Consider the following 15,373-nt stretch of genomic DNA (forward strand, 5'->3'; position numbering starts at 1 on the left):
TCCACCTGTGCATCCACTGCCGCCCGTCATGCTCAAGACTCGTGCTTCCAAGGATTTCTGGCTGCTGGCCATCACCGCCGTTCTGGTGATCGGTGCCGGCCTGGGACTGCGCGACCCCTGGCCGTCGGACGAGCCGCGGTTTGCACTGGTCGCCAAGCAGATGGTGATGAGCGGCGACTGGCTGTTCCCGCATCGCGGCAACGAGCTGTATTCGGACAAGCCGCCGATGCTGATGTGGCTGCAGGCGCTGTTCTACACGCTGCTGGGCAACTGGCGGGTGGCGTTCCTGCTGCCGTCGCTGCTGGCGGCGCTGGGCACGCTGGCCTGCGTGTACGACCTGGGGCGGCGCCTGTGGACCCGGCGTGTGGGCGCGTATGCGGCGTGGATGCTGTTGTTCACGCTGCACTTCACCTTCCAGGCCAAGAAGGCGCAGATCGATCCGCTGGTGGTGTTCTGGATCACCCTGGCCAATTACGGGTTGCTGCGCCATCTGTTGCTGGGGCCGGCCTGGCGTTGGTGGACGCTGGGCTGGTTTGCCGCCGGGCTGGGCGTGATCACCAAGGGGGTCGGCATCATCGCCCTGCTGATGCTGATCCCGGCCGGCATCGCGGCGGCGCGCGGCTGGCCGGGCGTGCGCGTGCATGTGCGCGATCGGCGTTTCTGGCTGGGGCCGCTGTTCTTCTTCGTCGCGATCCTGCTGTGGTTCGTGCCGATGATGGTGACCGCGCTGACTGCCGGCCAGCCCGAGTACCGCGTCTATCTCAACGACATCCTGCTGCGCCAGACCGCCAAGCGCTATGCCAATTCCTGGGATCACGCGCAGCCGGTCTGGTACCACTTCAAGGGCATGGCCACGATGTGGCTGCCGACCATCCTGGTGCTGCCCTGGGCGATCCCGGCCTGGTGGCGCCGGCTCAAGCGACGCGATGCGCGCTATCTGTTGCCGCTGGCCTGGTGGCTGCTGGTGCTGGTGTTCTTCACCATTCCCAGCGGCAAGCGCGATGTGTACATCCTGCCGGCGCTGCCGATGTTCTGCCTGGCGCTGGCGCCGCTGGCGGCAGGCCTGCTGCGTCGCGCCGGGGTGCAGCGGCTGCTGTTCGGATTCGTGCTGCTGCTGACGGTGGCCTTCGCTGCCGGCGGCGCGGCGATGCTGATCGGGCACCCGGGCTTCGAGCAGAAGATCATGGACAGCCGCGGGGTCGGCAGCGAGGCCACCGACCCGCTCGGCTGGCTGCTGCTGGCGGTCGGTCTGTGGGGCGTGGCCAGCCTGTTGCTGCTGCGGGTGCGCCGCTCCGCGCTTGCCGCTGCATCGCTGCTGGGCGCGTGGTGGGTGGCGTTCGGCCTGGTCTGCTATCCGATCTTCAACGACTCCAGTTCGGCGGGCGCGGTGATGCGCGAGGCCGGGCGCCGGATCGGCCCGGACGCGCAGCTCGGGCTGGTGGCCTGGAAAGAGCAGAACCTGCTGATGGCCGACCGCCCCGCGCAGACCTTCGGCTTCAAGGTGCCGTGGGAACAACAGCTGCAGCGCGCGGTGGCCTGGCAGGCAGAGCGTCCCGATCGACGTTGGCTGATGGCGCAGGAGACCGCGCTGCTGGCCTGCGTGGACCGCAGCCGCAGCCAGATGGTGGGGGTGGCCAACCGCCGTCGCTGGTGGCTGGTGCCGGCCGATGCCGTGCACGGCAGCTGCGTGGCGAGTTCCGAGCAGCGGGCAGTGGAAGCGCAGGAGCAGGGCAACCTGGACACCGAATGAGCCGGCGCAGCGCAGGTGTCTGCCGCGATCGGCGGCCCGTCAATGCCGTCGCCGGCCGCTGTCTAGCATGGATTCATGCGGGGCATCGTTAGCTTGGCCGGCGTCGCTGACGCGTGTCGCCCGATGTCACCCCCACTTGCCACCGATGTCTGAATGAATTCCTTGCCCACCCAGCCCGCTGCGCTTTCCTCGTCGGCCCCCATCGCGTCACCCGCAGGTGTGGGCATCGCCGAACTGGGCGTGTTCGCGTTGACCGCGCTGGTGGTCAGCATGCCGAGCGGATTGCTGCCGTTCGGGCTGTGCCTGTTGCTTGGCTCGCTGGTGGGTTGGCGCAGCCTGCGCGCAGGCGTTGCCATGCGCCCCTGGTCGCTGCGTGCGCTGGGGTGGTTGGCCGCGGCGGTGATCGCGATGTCGCTGTTGTCGATCGTGCTGTTCGAGCACGGGCTGCGCGATGTCGACAACCGCTCGCGCTTTCTGGTGCTGCCGTGGGCGGCGGTGTGGGCGTACGCACTGCGGCCGCGCCAGGTCTGGCTATGGCGTGGCGCGCTGGCCGGCGTGTTCGCGGCAATGTTGATCGCCATGCTGCAGGTGATGAACGGTGCCGACCGCGCGGAAGGCTGGACCAATGCGATTGTATTTGCCGATATCGCGCTGATGTTGCTGGTAGTGGCGGTGTTCTGCCGCCCGCCTGGCAAGGTGCGCTGGCTGGTGGGCGCGGCCATCGCCACGGTGGTGGTGATCGTGCTCAGCGGCAGCCGCGGGGTGTGGTTGTCGCTGCTGGTGACCTTGGGCGTGCTGATCTGGGGCGCGCCCTGGCAGAGCGCACGCATGCGCTTGCTGACCTTCGTCGGCAGTGCGGTGCTGGCGGTGGGCGTGGTGCTCAGCGTGCCGGCGTTGACCCAGCAGATGCGCCTGGGCGAGTTGCAGAGCGACCTGCAGCGCTATGAGGTCGGCGACAGCGACTCCTCCGCCGGTGCCCGGATCGAGCGCCTGCACGTGGCCTGGGACACCTTGCGCGCGCATCCGCTCACCGGCATCGGCGTCGGGCGCTTCGACGATGCGATGCGCGAGCTGCCGGTGTGCGCCGGCGACACCTGGCTGCTGCGCTGCCATCTGGGCCATGCGCACAACGATCTGGCCGAGTGGGGCGCCACCCAGGGCGTGCCGGGCCTGTTGCTGCTGTTTGCGGTCTACGGGGTGCCGTTATGGGTCTTCGCGCGGCTGCATCGCCGCAGCGGCCAGCGCCAGTTCCGCGGACCGGCCGCGGCCGGGGTGATGATCGTGGTGAGCTATGCGCTGTGCGGACTGACCCAGTCGATGTTTGCGCACCAGGTGTCGGCCAGCTTCTATACGGCGATGGTCGGTGTGCTGGTCGGGCTGGCAGCGCGTCAGGCGCAGGAGTTCCCGGCTCGAGCGGCCGACAAGGTCTAGCAAGCGGGCTTGCGGTGGCGGTGGGTTATTCGCTCGTCACCGGAATTGACGTGGTGGACTGCCGGCTTCGAGCGCGTCTTGCGCCGACGTAGCGGCGAGCGCAGTCGTGTTGCTGACCGCTCTCAGTCGCCGCGCCGCTCGTCCGCACGCGGCGGGTCCTGCACCGGCTGGTTGTGCTGCAGCAGCCACAGCATGATGGTCTTCTGGCGCACGTAGTTGGCGCGCACGTAGGCATAGATCAACCCGCGCCAGCCATCGCGAAACCCGCCGCGCAGCAGGTAGCCGCGCCAGAAGCGCCAGGCCGGCGCCAGCACCAGCTTGCTCCAGGTCGCGCGTTTGCCGCGGGCGTGGTCGTGTTCGGCCATCATCTGCGCGTAGCGCTGGGTCTTGGCCAGTTGCTGCGCCAGTGAGCGGTACGGGTAGTGGATCAGATCGCCGGCCAGGGTCACCACTGCACCGTCGACACTGGCCGCCTCGTGGATCTCGCGCTTGCCGCGCCAGCCGCCGCGGCGTCGATCGAACAAGCGCAGCACCCGATCCGGATAGGCATTGCCATGGCGCAGGAACCGGCCGAAATAATCCGACAGCCGTGCGAAGCGATAGCCTGCGGCATTGGCAAAGCCGCCATCGCGCGCGGCAACGATCGACGCCCGCAAGGCATCGCTGACGCGTTCGTCGGCATCCAGGCACAGCACCCAGTCGTGGCTGGCCTGCGCAACGCAGAACGCCTTCTGGCTGCGGTAGCCATCGAAGGCACGCTGCAGGACGCGTGCCCCGTGCGCGGTGGCCAGCGTCACGGTGGAATCGGTGGAGCCGGAGTCCACCACCACGATCTCGTCGCAGAACGCCAGCGAGCGCAGGCAGTCGCGTAGGCGATCGGCCTCGTTGAACGCGATAATGCAGGCGCTGATGCGCGGCCGTTCGTCGGGTGCGGTCGAAGAGGACATGTGATGGCTCAATACCTGCTGTTCGCAACGGAACGTTACGCGTTGCCTATTCTGGCGCCATTGGCGCAGGCATTACAGGCCCGCGGGCACGCCGTGTCGGCGTGGTTCGAGGGCGGTGCGCGCGGGCTGGTGTTGCCGGAGGTGCGCGAGGTCGGCCTGCGCGAGGCGCTGGCGTTGCGTCCGCGTGCGGTGTTCAGCGCGGCCAACTGGGTGCCGCCGTTCATTGCGGGCGCCAAGGTGCAGCTGTTCCATGGGTTCAACGTGCAGAAACGCGAAGACAACCGCGGGCACTTCCGCGTGCGCGGATTGTTCGATCTGTATTGCACGCAGGGCTCGGCCACCACGGCGCCGTTTCGCGCGCTTGCCGAGCGCGAAGGGCATTTTGCCGTGGTCGAAACCGGCTGGCCCAAGCTCGACCCGGTGTTCCGCGACGATGGCGGCCGCAGCGCTGCACTGCGCGCGCCCGCCAACGGGCGCCCGGTGATCCTGTTCGGCTCCACGTTTACCGAGCGCTTGAGCGCTGCGCCCGCGCTCTACGACGAGATCGCCGCCGATATCGCACGCGGTGCGCATTACTGGCTGCTGACGCTGCATCCGAAGTGCGCGCCGGAGCTGTTCGATCGCTATCGCGCGCTGGCCGGGCCGCATGCCCGCTTTGTCGAACCCGAAGAAGTGATGGCCGCGCAGCGTGCGGCCGATGTGCTGGTGTCGGATACCTCGTCGATCGTGTCCGAGTTCGTGGTGCAGCACAAACCGGTGGTGACCTTCCGCAACCGCGTGCCGCAGCCGCATATGCTGGACTTCCAGCAGCCCGGGCAATTGCCGCAGCAGCTGGCGCGCGCGCTGGCACCGGATGCGTCGCTGCGCGATGCGCTCGCCCGTTATGCCGACGCGATCCACCCGTACCGCGACGGGCAGTCGTCGGAGCGGGTGATGGCAGCGACCGAGGACTTCATCGCCGGCAAGCTCGGCCCACTGCGGCGCAAGCCGCTGGGCGCAGTGTGGCGAGGCCTGCAGATCCGCCGCGAACTCGGATACTGGGGCCCGGCACAACGCTGATCGCTGCGAGTTGCGCATCGACGAGATAACGCTGCCAATCAGCACTTCACCCAATCCCGATTCCCGACTCCCCAATTCCGATTCCCAATCACCAACGCAGCTTGCGCCGCGCCAACGCGGCACCCAACTGCGCCTGCAGTGCCTGCGCCTGCGCCAACGGCACGAAGCGCAGCCGCAACCCCGGGCCGGCCGCGCTGGCGCCGGCAGTGTCCAGCCACAGCGTTGCGGTGCCGGACAGACGGTCCAGCGGCGAGCGTTGCAGTTGCAGCGCCTGCAGCTTGTCCAGCTCGGCCAGCCGCCACCAGCGTTTCCACCAGCCACCGCGCACGGCGACAAACCGTGCATCCACCGCGTAGCCCATGCGGTGCACCTGGCGATGCGCCTTGAATGCGCTCCACGGCAACCACAGCAGCAACCACGCCGCCTGGTTGCCGAATTGCCAGGCCAGGCCGATCACCAGCGGCAGCAGCAACAGCAGCGTGGGCAGACTCAAGCGCCACCAGCAATGCGTGGCGATCGCCTGCCACTGTGCCGGCGGCCAGGCGATCCCCGGCAGCAGGCGCTGCAACAAGGCATCGCAGCGCTGCGGGTCGGCAATCGGTGCAAGCTCCTTCAATGCGCTGCCTTCGCGGTCGGCGCTGCCGGCTACTGCAGTCTCCACCCGCAACTGGCGACGGCCGAACAGGCGATGCAGGCGGCTTTCGTACAGCGTCCACGACTGGATGCGCCGCAGCGCCACACTGCTGCGGATGCGCGTCAGCAGGCCGCGCTCCACGGTGAGGCGGCGCTCGGATTGGCTGAGATGGAAGCCGTGGTACTGCGCCACCGCCAGCGCCACCGACAGCGCGCGCATCGCGACCAATACGGCCAGGGCGCCCAGCACCACCAACGCGGCGGTCACCGCCGCCCCCGGATGGATCTGGCTGACGTAGCGGTACGCCAGCTCGCCGTTGTGTTCGACGAAGTTGGACACGGTGCGGCGCGGAATCATCTGGTAGATCACGCCGAAGCTGGCAGCCACCACCACCATGCCGCGGTTGGAGATCAGCCCCAGCCGGATCACTTCGCCCAGCGGCAGACGCAGTAGCGTGTTGCTGTCGGCCTCGATCTGCGGCGTGCCGGCATCGGCGTCATGCGTGCGGCGACGGATCAGGTCTTCCAGCGCCAGTGCCTGGTCCAGCCGCAGCACGCGCATTTCCGCTTCGGGCTTGTGGCCGCCGGCCGATTCCAGGCGCACCTCGGCCACGTTGGCCAGCCGGTGCAGCAGCGATTGATGCACCACCACGTTATGGATGCGCGCGAACGGGATATCGCGCCGGCTGCGTTCCAGCAGCCCACTGCGGATCGCCACGCCATCGGTGCCGATGCGGTAGCGATAGGTGAAATAGCGCAGCACCGAGATTGCCACCAGCACTGCCATCACCACGCCGGTGGCGATGTGGTCGGCCGAGTCGCGGCTGCCATCGCGGCTGCCGAACAGCACCAGGGCCGCCAGCGGAATCAGGAACTGGCGGATCTGCTGCAACAACACGAACACCCACGACAGCGGATGCAGGCGCTGCTCGTCCTGGCCGGAGTGTTCGATGGCGCTCACAGCGCGTCGTCGTCGTGATCGAGCTGGCGGGCGAGGCGGTCGCGCAGGCGTTCGGCATCGCCCTGATCCAGGCCGGACAAGGCCACCGCGTTGAGCCGGCTGCCGGCGGTATGCACCACCAGCGTGGTCAGCCGGGTGGCGCGTTCGATCGGGCCGCGGCGCAGGTCCACGTGCTGCACGCGCGAAATCGGAATGCGCGTGTCGCTCTGCCACAGATGGCCGCGTTGCAGCGCCAGGCCGTGCTGGTCGAGTTTCCAGTGGGTGAGCCGATGCCGTTTGACCGCGAACCACGCACCCAGCAGCGCGGCCACCACGGTCACGCCCAGCACCACCGGCCAGTCATGCCAGGCGTGCAGCACGGCGACGGTTGCGCCGGCGGCGATCAGCCCGGCACATCCGCCGCCCAGCGCGCCGTTGACGCCGGCCACATACGCACCGCGTTGCGGTAGCGGTTGCCACTGGGTGTGGTCCACCGCCGGAGCCTGTGCCGGCGCGGCAGCGACGATGACCTCGGGGTGCGGCGGTGGAGCGTCGTGCACAAGGTTGGCCTGCAGGAGCGGTGCGCAAGCATAGCCGGGCGCCGCGGACGGGCGCATCCGGCGCAGCGGCGCTTACTGCGCGGCCAGAATCAGCGCGTCCACATCCAGCGCATGCCCGGCACGCGCGGCCTTGGTGCGCAGGTACTGCTCGTTCTCCGGAGTGATGTCGCCGGTCACCGGGATGCGGTCTTCGACCGCGATGCCGGCCGCACGCAGGCGCTCGGCCTTGGCGGGATTGTTGGTCAGCAGCCGGATCCGGCCGATGCCCAGACCGCGCAGCATCGCCACCGCACTGCCATAGCGGCGCTCGTCCGGGCCGAAGCCCAGTTGCGCGTCGGCATCGATGGTGTCCAGGCCGGCATGCTGGTAGCCGTACGCGCGCATCTTGGCGGCGATGCCGGTGCCGCGGCCTTCCTGATCCAGATACAGCAGCACGCCGCCGCCGAGTTCCTTCAGCTTGGCTAGGCCATGCCGCAGCTGGTCGCCGCAATCGCATTTGAGCGAACCGAACAGATCGCCGGTCAGGCAGGAGGAATGCACGCGCACCGGCACTGCCGCCGACAGGTCGGGCTGGCCGACCACGATCGCCACCTGGTCGCGCTGCGCCACTCCGCCACGAAACACCACGAACTCGCTCATCCCCAGCCCGCGCAACGGCACCGGCGTGCGGGTGACCAGCTCGTAGCCGGCCGCGGCGGATTTGGCGCAGCCGCTGCCCAGATCGTCCAGTGCCAGCGACTGGCAACCGGCGAAGGCGGCGTGGTCATCCGCGTCGTGCAGTTCCACGGCCAGCATCGCCGGCAGCAGCAGTCCCAGCCGCGCGATTTCCACCGCGCCGGCATCCAGCGCATCGCCCGGGGTCCATTGCGTCGGTACCGGGGTGTCGCGCAGGTAGGCCAGGGCAGCGAGCTGGTCGTAGTCGTGTTCGACCAGCGCCACACGTGCGCCTTGCGGCGCGCTCAGGCCCAGCACCTGGGCGCGGGTCGGGGTGACGAACAGATAGTGCCGCCCCTGTGCCGCACGCGCGAAGGCCGCGTAGGACTGCGCGGTGCTGCTGTCCAGCGCCAGCACCGCGCGCGCCTGCCCGTTGGCCGCCGTCAGCAGCACCGGGCGGCCGGCGCGCAGCTCGGAGGCGGCGCGCTCGCAACGGATCGCGGCCGGATCACCGAAGGCCTGCGCGCTGGGGGAGGGGACGGGGCTGCTCATGCACGACTCCAGATGGGGATTGCCACGGCCGCTTCAAGGCGGACGCCGCCGCGGCCGTTGCCTGCCGCGTGCGGTCATTGTCGCGTGGTTCGCAAGCGCCAGTCGCCACGGCCGGGTGGAACGCTGCATCCAGCGCCCGCCGTTTGAGTTGCGCGGCAGGCGTGGATTGGTTGCGTACCGGCTGCGTTGTTCATCGCCCGGCAATGCCTTTTAATCCCAAGACCCTCTGCCCGCACCGGACCCCATGTCTCTTATCGACTGCAGCGAAGACCGCCACGCCAGCGCCATCCTGGAGATCTTCAACGACGCCATCGCCAACTCGACCGCGTTGTACGACTACAAGCCGCGGCCACCGGAGAGCATGGTCGGCTGGTTTGCGACCAAGCGCGCGGGCGGCTTTCCAGTGATCGGGGTGGAAGCTGCCGACGGCAGCCTGATGGGGTTCGCCAGCTACGGCACCTTCCGCGCCTGGCCGGCGTTCAAGTACAGCGTGGAGCATTCGATCTACGTGCACCGCGACCACCGCGGCAAGGGGCTTGGACGCCTGCTGTTGCAGGGCGTGATCGCGGCGGCGGAACAGCGCGGCGTGCATGTGCTGGTCGGCGGCATCGATGCCAGCAATCAGGCCAGCATCGCCCTGCACGAACAGTTCGGCTTCACCCATGCCGGCACCGTGCGCGAGGCCGGTTTCAAGTTCGGCCGTTGGCTGGACCTGGCGTTCTATCAGCGCATCCTCGCCACGCCGGCCGCTCCGCACGACGATTGAGCCGCCGGCAACGCCGCGCCATGCGCGGGCGGCTCCGTCTTTAGGCAGCCGGCGTCAGTGCGGATGCCGCTCGGTCGCATACGGATTGGGCTCGCCGCTGCCCGGCGGGCGCAGCGTGTAGCGCTTGTAGGTCCATTGATATTGCGCCGGGTCGCGCCGGGCGATCTGTTCGATGCCCGCGTTGAGCGCGCTGGCGGCGCGCACCGGGTCGGCGTCGGCCACTGCCGGGTCGGCCGGCTGCACATGCAACGCGAATTGCAGGTCGCCGCCGGCACGTTCGCACCAGCCATACAGCACGATCGCGCCGGTGCGCTCGGCCAGTCGGTTGACCAGGGTCATGGTCAGGGCGGGGATGCCGAAGAACGGCGCAAACACGCCATCGCCCATTTTCGGCTGCTGGTCGGGCAGGATGCCGACCGCGCCACCGTCCTTGAGCACCTTGAACAACTGCCGCACCGCCGGGCCTTCGGCACGCACCTGGCGCACGTTGTCGCCGCCGCGGGCCAGTTGCAGGAAACCGTCCACCGCGTCCGATTCGGGCGGGCGATACACGATGGCGATCGGCCCGCGTTCGGACAGCCACTGGTTGAGCAGCTCCCAGTTGCCGAAGTGCGGCGCGGCCACGATGACACCACGCCCGGAAGCCAGTGCGGCATCGTAGAGCGCCTGGCCATTGCGTTGCAGCCGGGCCAGGTTCTCGGCCGGCGGGCGGGTCCAGGTGCGCAGCACTTCCAGCGTCTGCCGCGCGGTCGACCGCAGCACCTGCGCATGCAGCTGCGCGCGCTGGCCGGCATCCAGTTCCGGGTACGCCAGTTCCAGGTTGCGGCGTGCCACGCGCGCCTCGCGCGCATTGAGCTTGCGCCAGCTCCAGGCCAGCGCGTCGGCCACACGTTTGAGCAACGGCCACGGCAGGCGGCCCACGGTGGCGGCGGTGGCGTAGAGCAGGCGAGCGCGAACATCGGGTTTCATCCGCGCAATTCTAAACAGCGCGGCCGGCGATGACCCGCGCGTGACAGTGCCAACCGTGCTGGGCATGCTGCGCGGCACAGTTTGCTGCCGGAGAGTGCCCATGCTTGCGCTGATCCAACGTGTCACCCGCGCCGCCGTCACGGTCGATGCGCAGACCGTCGGGCAGATCGGTCCCGGGCTGCTGGCCCTGGTCGGGGTCGAACCCGGCGACAGCGACGCGCAGATCCGGCGCCTGGCCGAGCGCCTGCTCGGCTACCGCGTGTTCGCCGACGACGCCGGCAAGATGAACCGCTCACTCACCGACACCGGCGGCGGCCTGCTGCTGGTCAGCCAGTTCACCCTGGCCGCAGACACCAGTTCCGGCAATCGCCCCGGCTTCAGCACGGCCGCACCGCCGTCGGAGGCTGAACGGGCGTTCAATCAATTGGTGGCGATCTGCCGGCAAAAACATCGCGGCGGGGTGGAAACCGGGCGCTTTGGTGCCCATATGGTTGTCGACCTGGTCAACGATGGCCCGGTGACCTTCCTTCTCAGACCCTAGAAACCCACGTCCACCAGCGGTCCTGTCTTGAATCCGGCAGACCGGGCTTCACGCTGGTATAATGCTAGGTTCTCTTTCCAATCTCAAAGCCGGTGGCGCGAGCACTCATGGCCAACGAACGTCCTGCCCAGCAATCCGACATCAAGCTACTGATCAGCAAGGGCCTGGAACAGGGCTATCTGACCTACGCCGAAGTCAATGACCACCTGCCCGACGACCTGGTCGACCCGGAGCAGATCGAAGACATCATCAGCATGATCAACGGCATGGGCATCGATGTCCATGAAGTTGCCCCCGATGCTGAAACCCTGTTGCTCAACGATGGCAACACCGGCAACCGCGAGGTTGACGACACCGCAGCCGAAGAAGCTGCCGCCGCGCTGACCGCGCTCGACACCGAAGGTGGCCGCACCACCGACCCGGTGCGCATGTACATGCGCGAAATGGGTACGGTCGAGCTGCTGACCCGCGAAGGCGAAATCGCCATCGCCAAGCGTATCGAAGAAGGCCTGAGCCAGGTCCAGGCAGCGCTGGGCGTGTTCCCGCTGTCGACCGAAATGCTGCTGGCCGATTACGAAGCGCATAAGGAAGGCAAGAAGCGTCTGGCCGAGATCGTGGTCGGCTTCAACGACCTGATCGAAGAAGCCGACGCCGCCGCTGCTGCGCTGGCCGCCGCCGGCCCGGTCGCCGTGGACGAAGATGCGGTCGATGAAGACGACGACGAAGACGGCGATGACGACGCTGCCGAGGAAGAGGCCGGCCCGACCGGTCCGGACCCGGTGGAAGTGGCCACGCGCATGGAGAACCTGGCCAACGAATACGCCAAGTTCAAGAAGATCTATGCCAAGAACGGCGCCGAGCACAAGCTGGTGGTCAAGGCGCGCGAAGACATGGCCGCCATCTTCACCACGCTCAAGCTGCCGCTGCCGCTGACCGATGCGCTGGTCACCCAGCTGCGTGGCGTGGTCAACGGCATCAAGGATCACGAGCGCAAGGTGCTGCACCTGGCCACCACCGTGGCACGCATGCCGCGCAAGGATTTCATCCGCTCCTGGGAAGGCAACCAGACCAACCTGGAATGGGTGGAAGACGCACTCAAGCGCAAGCAGAAGTGGTCGTCGGCGCTGCGCGACGTCAAGGACCAGATCGTCTCCGAGCAGCAGGGCTCGATCGAGATGGAGAAGGCCAACTACCTGACCCTGGGCGAGATCAAGGAGATCAGCCGCGCGATGGCCTATGGCGAAGCCAAGGCACGCAAGGCCAAGAAGGAAATGGTCGAGGCCAACCTGCGCCTGGTCATCTCCATCGCCAAGAAGTACACCAACCGCGGCCTGCAGTTCCTCGACCTGATCCAGGAAGGCAACATCGGCCTGATGAAGGCCGTGGACAAGTTCGAATACCGCCGCGGTTACAAGTTCTCGACGTATGCGACGTGGTGGATCCGTCAGGCCATCACCCGTTCGATCGCCGATCAGGCGCGCACCATCCGTATTCCGGTGCACATGATCGAAACGATCAACAAGTTGAACCGCATTTCCCGCCAGATGCTCCAGCAGTTCGGCCGCGAGGCCACGCCGGAGGAGCTGGCCAAGGAAATGGACATGCCCGAGGACAAGATCCGCAAGGTGATGAAGATCGCCAAGGAGCCGATCTCGATGGAAACCCCGATCGGCGACGACGAGGATTCGCATCTGGGCGACTTCATCGAGGACACCAACGTGGAGTCCCCGATCGACAACACCACCAACATCAATCTCTCCGAGACGGTGCGGGACGTGTTGGCAGGGCTGACCCCGCGCGAGGCCAAGGTGCTGCGGATGCGCTTCGGTATCGACATGAATACCGATCACACGCTGGAAGAAGTGGGCAAGCAGTTTGACGTCACCCGCGAGCGGATCCGTCAGATAGAGGCCAAGGCGTTGCGCAAACTGCGTCACCCGAGCCGTTCGGAACAGCTGCGCTCGTTCCTGGACATCGACTGATCCGGTAGCCGTATCGGTGCAGTGATCACACAACAGCCCCGCACATGCGGGGCTGTTGCGTTGTGGGGCATGCTGCGCGCTATGCTTGCCCGGGTGGACGTCGCCGAAGCACGGACGCGCCGGGGATGGCGCAGGCGACATTCACGCCCCGGCGACGAAGCCAGACAGCGGCGCAACATAAAGCCCGTGTTTCTGCCTGACTCACGTGACGTTCTAGCCGTGGCTTCTAAGTTGATGGACGAATGGAACGAGGCCGTCGTATGAGCAGGCAAAGCCGCTTTGAAACCACCACATACCGCGAGCACGAGATTCGCGTACGCACCGAGCAGGCGTCCCCGGGCGCCAGGTGGACGTTGTGGGTCGACGTGTATGCACTGGGCGGCAAACGCCAGCCACGCATCGGTGGCCGGGAACAGGGATGGGAGACCTACCAGGAAGCCATCGCGCAGGGATTCCGTGCAGGCCGGCAATTGGTCGATGCGCAGCTTGAGGTGGCTTAGTAGCCGGGAGTGGGGAGTGGAGATTCGGGATTGCTGAGGTGCTTGTCGATCCGGGTCGTCTACCGCGAATGGTGCGCAAAGCGCACTGATCGCATACAAATTTAGAAGCCCGGCTCGCGCCGGGCTTTTTTTGTGGGCATGCACGGGCACGGGTGGGTGCGGGCGCTTCTCCTCATCGATGCCTGATGTCAGCAGACAGCGACGCGCGCGGACAGGTAAACTTTCGCCTCAGCTGGACGGTCCGACATGCCCCGCATCTCGCCACCCACCCCGCCGGGCCTATAGCTCAACGGTTAGAGCAGAGGACTCATAATCCTTTGGTTCCAGGTTCGAATCCTGGTGGGCCCACCAATAGAAAGCAGGCACTTGGACGCGCGGCCAAGTGCCTTTTTTGCTGCTCGGAAACTACCGGGACACGTCGTGTTCTTCTTCGCTGATCGCGTAGTCGGCGTCTTCTGGATAAGCGTTTGCGTGTGCGGTAGTCATCGTGCCGCTCAGTTGCGGTGCGCTTGCTTGCGCAGCCAGGTGAGGACATCAACTGCCGGGTCTTCATGCATGCAGACATGCAGCCGGCCCAGCACGATGCTCTGCGCATCGCCGCCTGGCAAGACGTCATCAAGGCCGGTGGCTTCGCAGGCGATCAGGACCGGCGGCAGACCAGGCTGCGCGTGGGAATGCAGCATGGCCAGCACATAGCCCTGCATCATTTCGAAGCTGAGGGTGACGCCCGTGCAGACACGGAACTGCTTGCTAGTGCTCATCGCCGCACCTGCGCATCTAAGGCGTCGACGGCAGTGATCGCTGCAGCAGCGTCGGCAATCGTGATGGCGCCTGTACTTCCGAGGCGTGCCATCAGGCTCAGCCACGCGGTATGGCTGCATTCGAGGGTGTTGGCGATTAGACCCACACGCTGGGGCATCTGGCGCGCCGCAGACGCGGGCGCTACTTGGGTGTTGTAAGACATGCTGGACTCCTTTTGTGGTTTGGAATCCGCCACGCCGAGACCAATCGGGGTGGCGGACAGTGCGCGGTTGGTCTGCCGGCCAAAAGGAACCGGTGGGCCTTGCGGCCCCCGCGCACCGCCCGCCATAAAGCTGGCCGGCATGCGCCCGCGACGATGCGGGCGATAAAAAAGCGCCATGCATCGATCGATGGGCGCTGGTGCGCCTTTTGATTCGGGAGACCAATCCCGGTCGCCGAATGTGCGGCGACGTTGGAATACTCGCTCCGCTGCTAGGAGCGTGTCAACGGAAAAATCCGCAACGCTATAGCGATAGTCTCGAGGCAGCACACTTCATAGCGGTGGCGGTGCCGAAACGATTGGTCAGCGCCGCGATCCTTAAGGCGGTGTTGGCCGACATAGGCGTATGCCAGCGCGAATTGCGCCATCACTCCATGCAGCAAATTTTCAGCTCCAGTAATTCCAGCCTGACCGAATTACGCCACGAGCAGCGGCGTAATCTCGTACCACCGCAAGACCACGCAATGCTCAAGAACCTCCGTTGTGGCGAATGCGCCCGCCTGCTGTGCAAGGCCGGGGTGGATGCACCTGTGGCTGTCCGAGTGCGCGCGCGTGCTCAAGGAAGGCGCGCCGGTGCTGCTGTTCACCGACGCGCTGTAGATCGTCGGCGTTGCCTGGCGCGACATCACTGTGTGGGGCAAGACCGAAGGCGTGCGGCCGCAGTTGGGGCGCTGCTGGAACCAAGCCGCACACATCGTGTGGGGCAGCAAGGGCAACATGCCACTGGATCGCCGCGCGCCTGTGCTGCCGGGGCTCATCCGTGAATCGGTGCGCAAGGCTGACAAGCATCACCTGACCGGCAAACCCACCGACTTGATGCGGCAGCTGGTCAAGATCTGCGAGACAGGCGGACGAATCCTAGATTCCTTCGCCGGCAGCGGCACGACACTGGTAGCGGCCGAGCTTGAGGGATACGGCTGGACTGGTGTGGAGATGACTAGCCACTATGTGGGCTATGCGTCCGAGCGGTTAGGCTCCCTGTAAAACTCACGGGGGCTGAGAATTCTCGGCTGCGATTTCGTTGCGCCATCATCAACCTGTCGCGCATCAGTCCAAGCAACCGCCCAG

At 66.9% G+C, this 15,373-nt stretch carries 13 protein-coding genes, 1 tRNA gene and 2 pseudogenes; 9 read left to right on the top strand and 7 right to left on the bottom strand.

Annotated features, from left to right (window positions below):
• Positions 1-28 precede the first annotated feature (28 nt).
• Entirely contained in the window at positions 29-1,750 is a 1,722-nt protein-coding gene (locus DYQ94_RS18665; RefSeq protein ID WP_102580479.1) for an ArnT family glycosyltransferase, read from the top strand.
• Positions 1,751-1,903: 153 nt separating this feature from the next.
• Positions 1,904-3,181 carry an O-antigen ligase family protein gene (locus DYQ94_RS18670; protein WP_126966527.1) on the top strand — a complete coding sequence of 426 codons (1,278 nt, stop codon included), beginning with the start codon at positions 1,904-1,906 and terminating at the stop codon, positions 3,179-3,181.
• A gap of 122 nt (positions 3,182-3,303) precedes the next feature.
• Here DYQ94_RS18670 and DYQ94_RS18675 read toward each other — a convergent pair whose 3' ends face one another.
• Entirely contained in the window at positions 3,304-4,128 is an 825-nt protein-coding gene (locus DYQ94_RS18675) for a glycosyltransferase family 2 protein (protein ID WP_126966528.1), read from the bottom strand.
• On the opposite strand from DYQ94_RS18675, the gene DYQ94_RS18680 reads away from it, so the two are divergent.
• Positions 4,129-5,187 (top strand): CDP-glycerol glycerophosphotransferase family protein, encoded by a 1,059-nt coding sequence (locus tag DYQ94_RS18680; protein WP_126966529.1) that lies wholly within the window; start codon positions 4,129-4,131, stop codon positions 5,185-5,187.
• Between the two features lie 88 nt (positions 5,188-5,275).
• On the opposite strand, the gene DYQ94_RS18685 is transcribed toward DYQ94_RS18680, so the two are convergent.
• From DYQ94_RS18685 to ribA, 3 genes are all read right to left on the bottom strand, one after another.
• On the bottom strand, positions 5,276-6,781 hold the full coding sequence (locus DYQ94_RS18685; RefSeq protein ID WP_126966530.1) for a PH domain-containing protein: 1,506 nt from the start codon (positions 6,779-6,781) through the stop codon (positions 5,276-5,278).
• On the bottom strand, positions 6,778-7,254 hold the full coding sequence (locus tag DYQ94_RS18690) for a PH domain-containing protein (RefSeq protein WP_024938517.1): 477 nt from the start codon (positions 7,252-7,254) through the stop codon (positions 6,778-6,780). The genes DYQ94_RS18685 and DYQ94_RS18690 overlap by 4 nt, the downstream gene beginning before the upstream one ends.
• Before the next feature lie 138 nt (positions 7,255-7,392).
• Positions 7,393-8,526: a GTP cyclohydrolase II RibA gene (gene ribA / locus DYQ94_RS18695; RefSeq protein WP_016902497.1), complete on the bottom strand. Its 1,134-nt coding sequence runs from the start codon at positions 8,524-8,526 to the stop codon at positions 7,393-7,395.
• A 244-nt stretch (positions 8,527-8,770) separates the two neighbouring features.
• On the opposite strand from ribA, the gene DYQ94_RS18700 reads away from it, so the two are divergent.
• The gene (locus DYQ94_RS18700) at positions 8,771-9,292 is read left to right on the top strand and encodes a GNAT family N-acetyltransferase (RefSeq protein ID WP_047129480.1); all 522 of its coding nucleotides are present in this window, start codon (positions 8,771-8,773) and stop codon (positions 9,290-9,292) included.
• Between the two features lie 54 nt (positions 9,293-9,346).
• Here the strand turns inward: DYQ94_RS18700 and DYQ94_RS18705 are convergent, their stop codons facing one another.
• Positions 9,347-10,363, bottom strand: a complete 1,017-nt coding sequence (locus DYQ94_RS18705) for a lauroyl acyltransferase (protein ID WP_024938516.1) — start codon at positions 10,361-10,363, stop codon at positions 9,347-9,349.
• On the opposite strand from DYQ94_RS18705, the gene dtd reads away from it, so the two are divergent.
• From dtd to DYQ94_RS18725, 4 genes and pseudogenes are all read left to right on the top strand, one after another.
• The gene (dtd, locus tag DYQ94_RS18710) at positions 10,362-10,802 is read left to right on the top strand and encodes a D-aminoacyl-tRNA deacylase (RefSeq protein ID WP_104608183.1); all 441 of its coding nucleotides are present in this window, start codon (positions 10,362-10,364) and stop codon (positions 10,800-10,802) included. The genes DYQ94_RS18705 and dtd overlap by 2 nt on opposite strands.
• A gap of 107 nt (positions 10,803-10,909) precedes the next feature.
• Positions 10,910-12,784 carry an RNA polymerase sigma factor RpoD gene (gene rpoD / locus DYQ94_RS18715; RefSeq protein ID WP_016902493.1) on the top strand — a complete coding sequence of 625 codons (1,875 nt, stop codon included), beginning with the start codon at positions 10,910-10,912 and terminating at the stop codon, positions 12,782-12,784.
• Between the two features lie 186 nt (positions 12,785-12,970).
• Positions 12,971-13,284, top strand: a pseudogene (locus tag DYQ94_RS18720) (hypothetical protein).
• Positions 13,285-13,559: 275 nt separating this feature from the next.
• A tRNA-Ile gene (locus DYQ94_RS18725) sits at positions 13,560-13,635 on the top strand.
• Positions 13,636-13,778: 143 nt separating this feature from the next.
• Here the strand turns inward: DYQ94_RS18725 and DYQ94_RS18730 are convergent.
• Both DYQ94_RS18730 and DYQ94_RS18735 read right to left on the bottom strand, forming a co-directional pair.
• The gene (locus DYQ94_RS18730) at positions 13,779-14,045 is read right to left on the bottom strand and encodes a hypothetical protein (RefSeq protein WP_160955244.1); all 267 of its coding nucleotides are present in this window, start codon (positions 14,043-14,045) and stop codon (positions 13,779-13,781) included.
• Positions 14,042-14,248: a hypothetical protein gene (locus tag DYQ94_RS18735; RefSeq protein WP_104552815.1), complete on the bottom strand. Its 207-nt coding sequence runs from the start codon at positions 14,246-14,248 to the stop codon at positions 14,042-14,044. Before DYQ94_RS18735 ends, DYQ94_RS18730 begins: the two co-directional genes overlap by 4 nt.
• Before the next feature lie 576 nt (positions 14,249-14,824).
• On the opposite strand from DYQ94_RS18735, the pseudogene DYQ94_RS18740 reads away from it, so the two are divergent.
• Positions 14,825-15,289 (top strand): annotated as a pseudogene (locus DYQ94_RS18740) (DNA methyltransferase); the annotation flags it as partial.
• Positions 15,290-15,373 lie beyond the last annotated feature (84 nt).

It is taken from the genome of Xanthomonas sp. LMG 8993, assembly GCF_009835065.2.
Taxonomy (GTDB): domain Bacteria; phylum Pseudomonadota; class Gammaproteobacteria; order Xanthomonadales; family Xanthomonadaceae; genus Xanthomonas; species Xanthomonas arboricola.

Bases quoted from the DNA above. Each gene is read 5' to 3' on its own strand.
- DYQ94_RS18665 (WP_102580479.1), top strand. From the start codon at position 29: ATGCTCAAGACTCGTGCTTCCAAGGATTTCTGGCTGCTGGCCATCACC.
- DYQ94_RS18670 (WP_126966527.1), top strand. From the start codon at position 1,904: ATGAATTCCTTGCCCACCCAGCCCGCTGCGCTTTCCTCGTCGGCCCCC.
- DYQ94_RS18675 (WP_126966528.1), bottom strand. From the start codon at position 4,128: ATGTCCTCTTCGACCGCACCCGACGAACGGCCGCGCATCAGCGCCTGC.
- ribA (WP_016902497.1), bottom strand. From the start codon at position 8,526: ATGAGCAGCCCCGTCCCCTCCCCCAGCGCGCAGGCCTTCGGTGATCCG.
- DYQ94_RS18700 (WP_047129480.1), top strand. From the start codon at position 8,771: ATGTCTCTTATCGACTGCAGCGAAGACCGCCACGCCAGCGCCATCCTG.
- dtd (WP_104608183.1), top strand. From the start codon at position 10,362: ATGCTTGCGCTGATCCAACGTGTCACCCGCGCCGCCGTCACGGTCGAT.
- DYQ94_RS18705 (WP_024938516.1), bottom strand. From the start codon at position 10,363: ATGGGCACTCTCCGGCAGCAAACTGTGCCGCGCAGCATGCCCAGCACG.
- rpoD (WP_016902493.1), top strand. From the start codon at position 10,910: ATGGCCAACGAACGTCCTGCCCAGCAATCCGACATCAAGCTACTGATC.
- DYQ94_RS18730 (WP_160955244.1), bottom strand. From the start codon at position 14,045: ATGAGCACTAGCAAGCAGTTCCGTGTCTGCACGGGCGTCACCCTCAGC.
- DYQ94_RS18735 (WP_104552815.1), bottom strand. From the start codon at position 14,248: ATGTCTTACAACACCCAAGTAGCGCCCGCGTCTGCGGCGCGCCAGATG.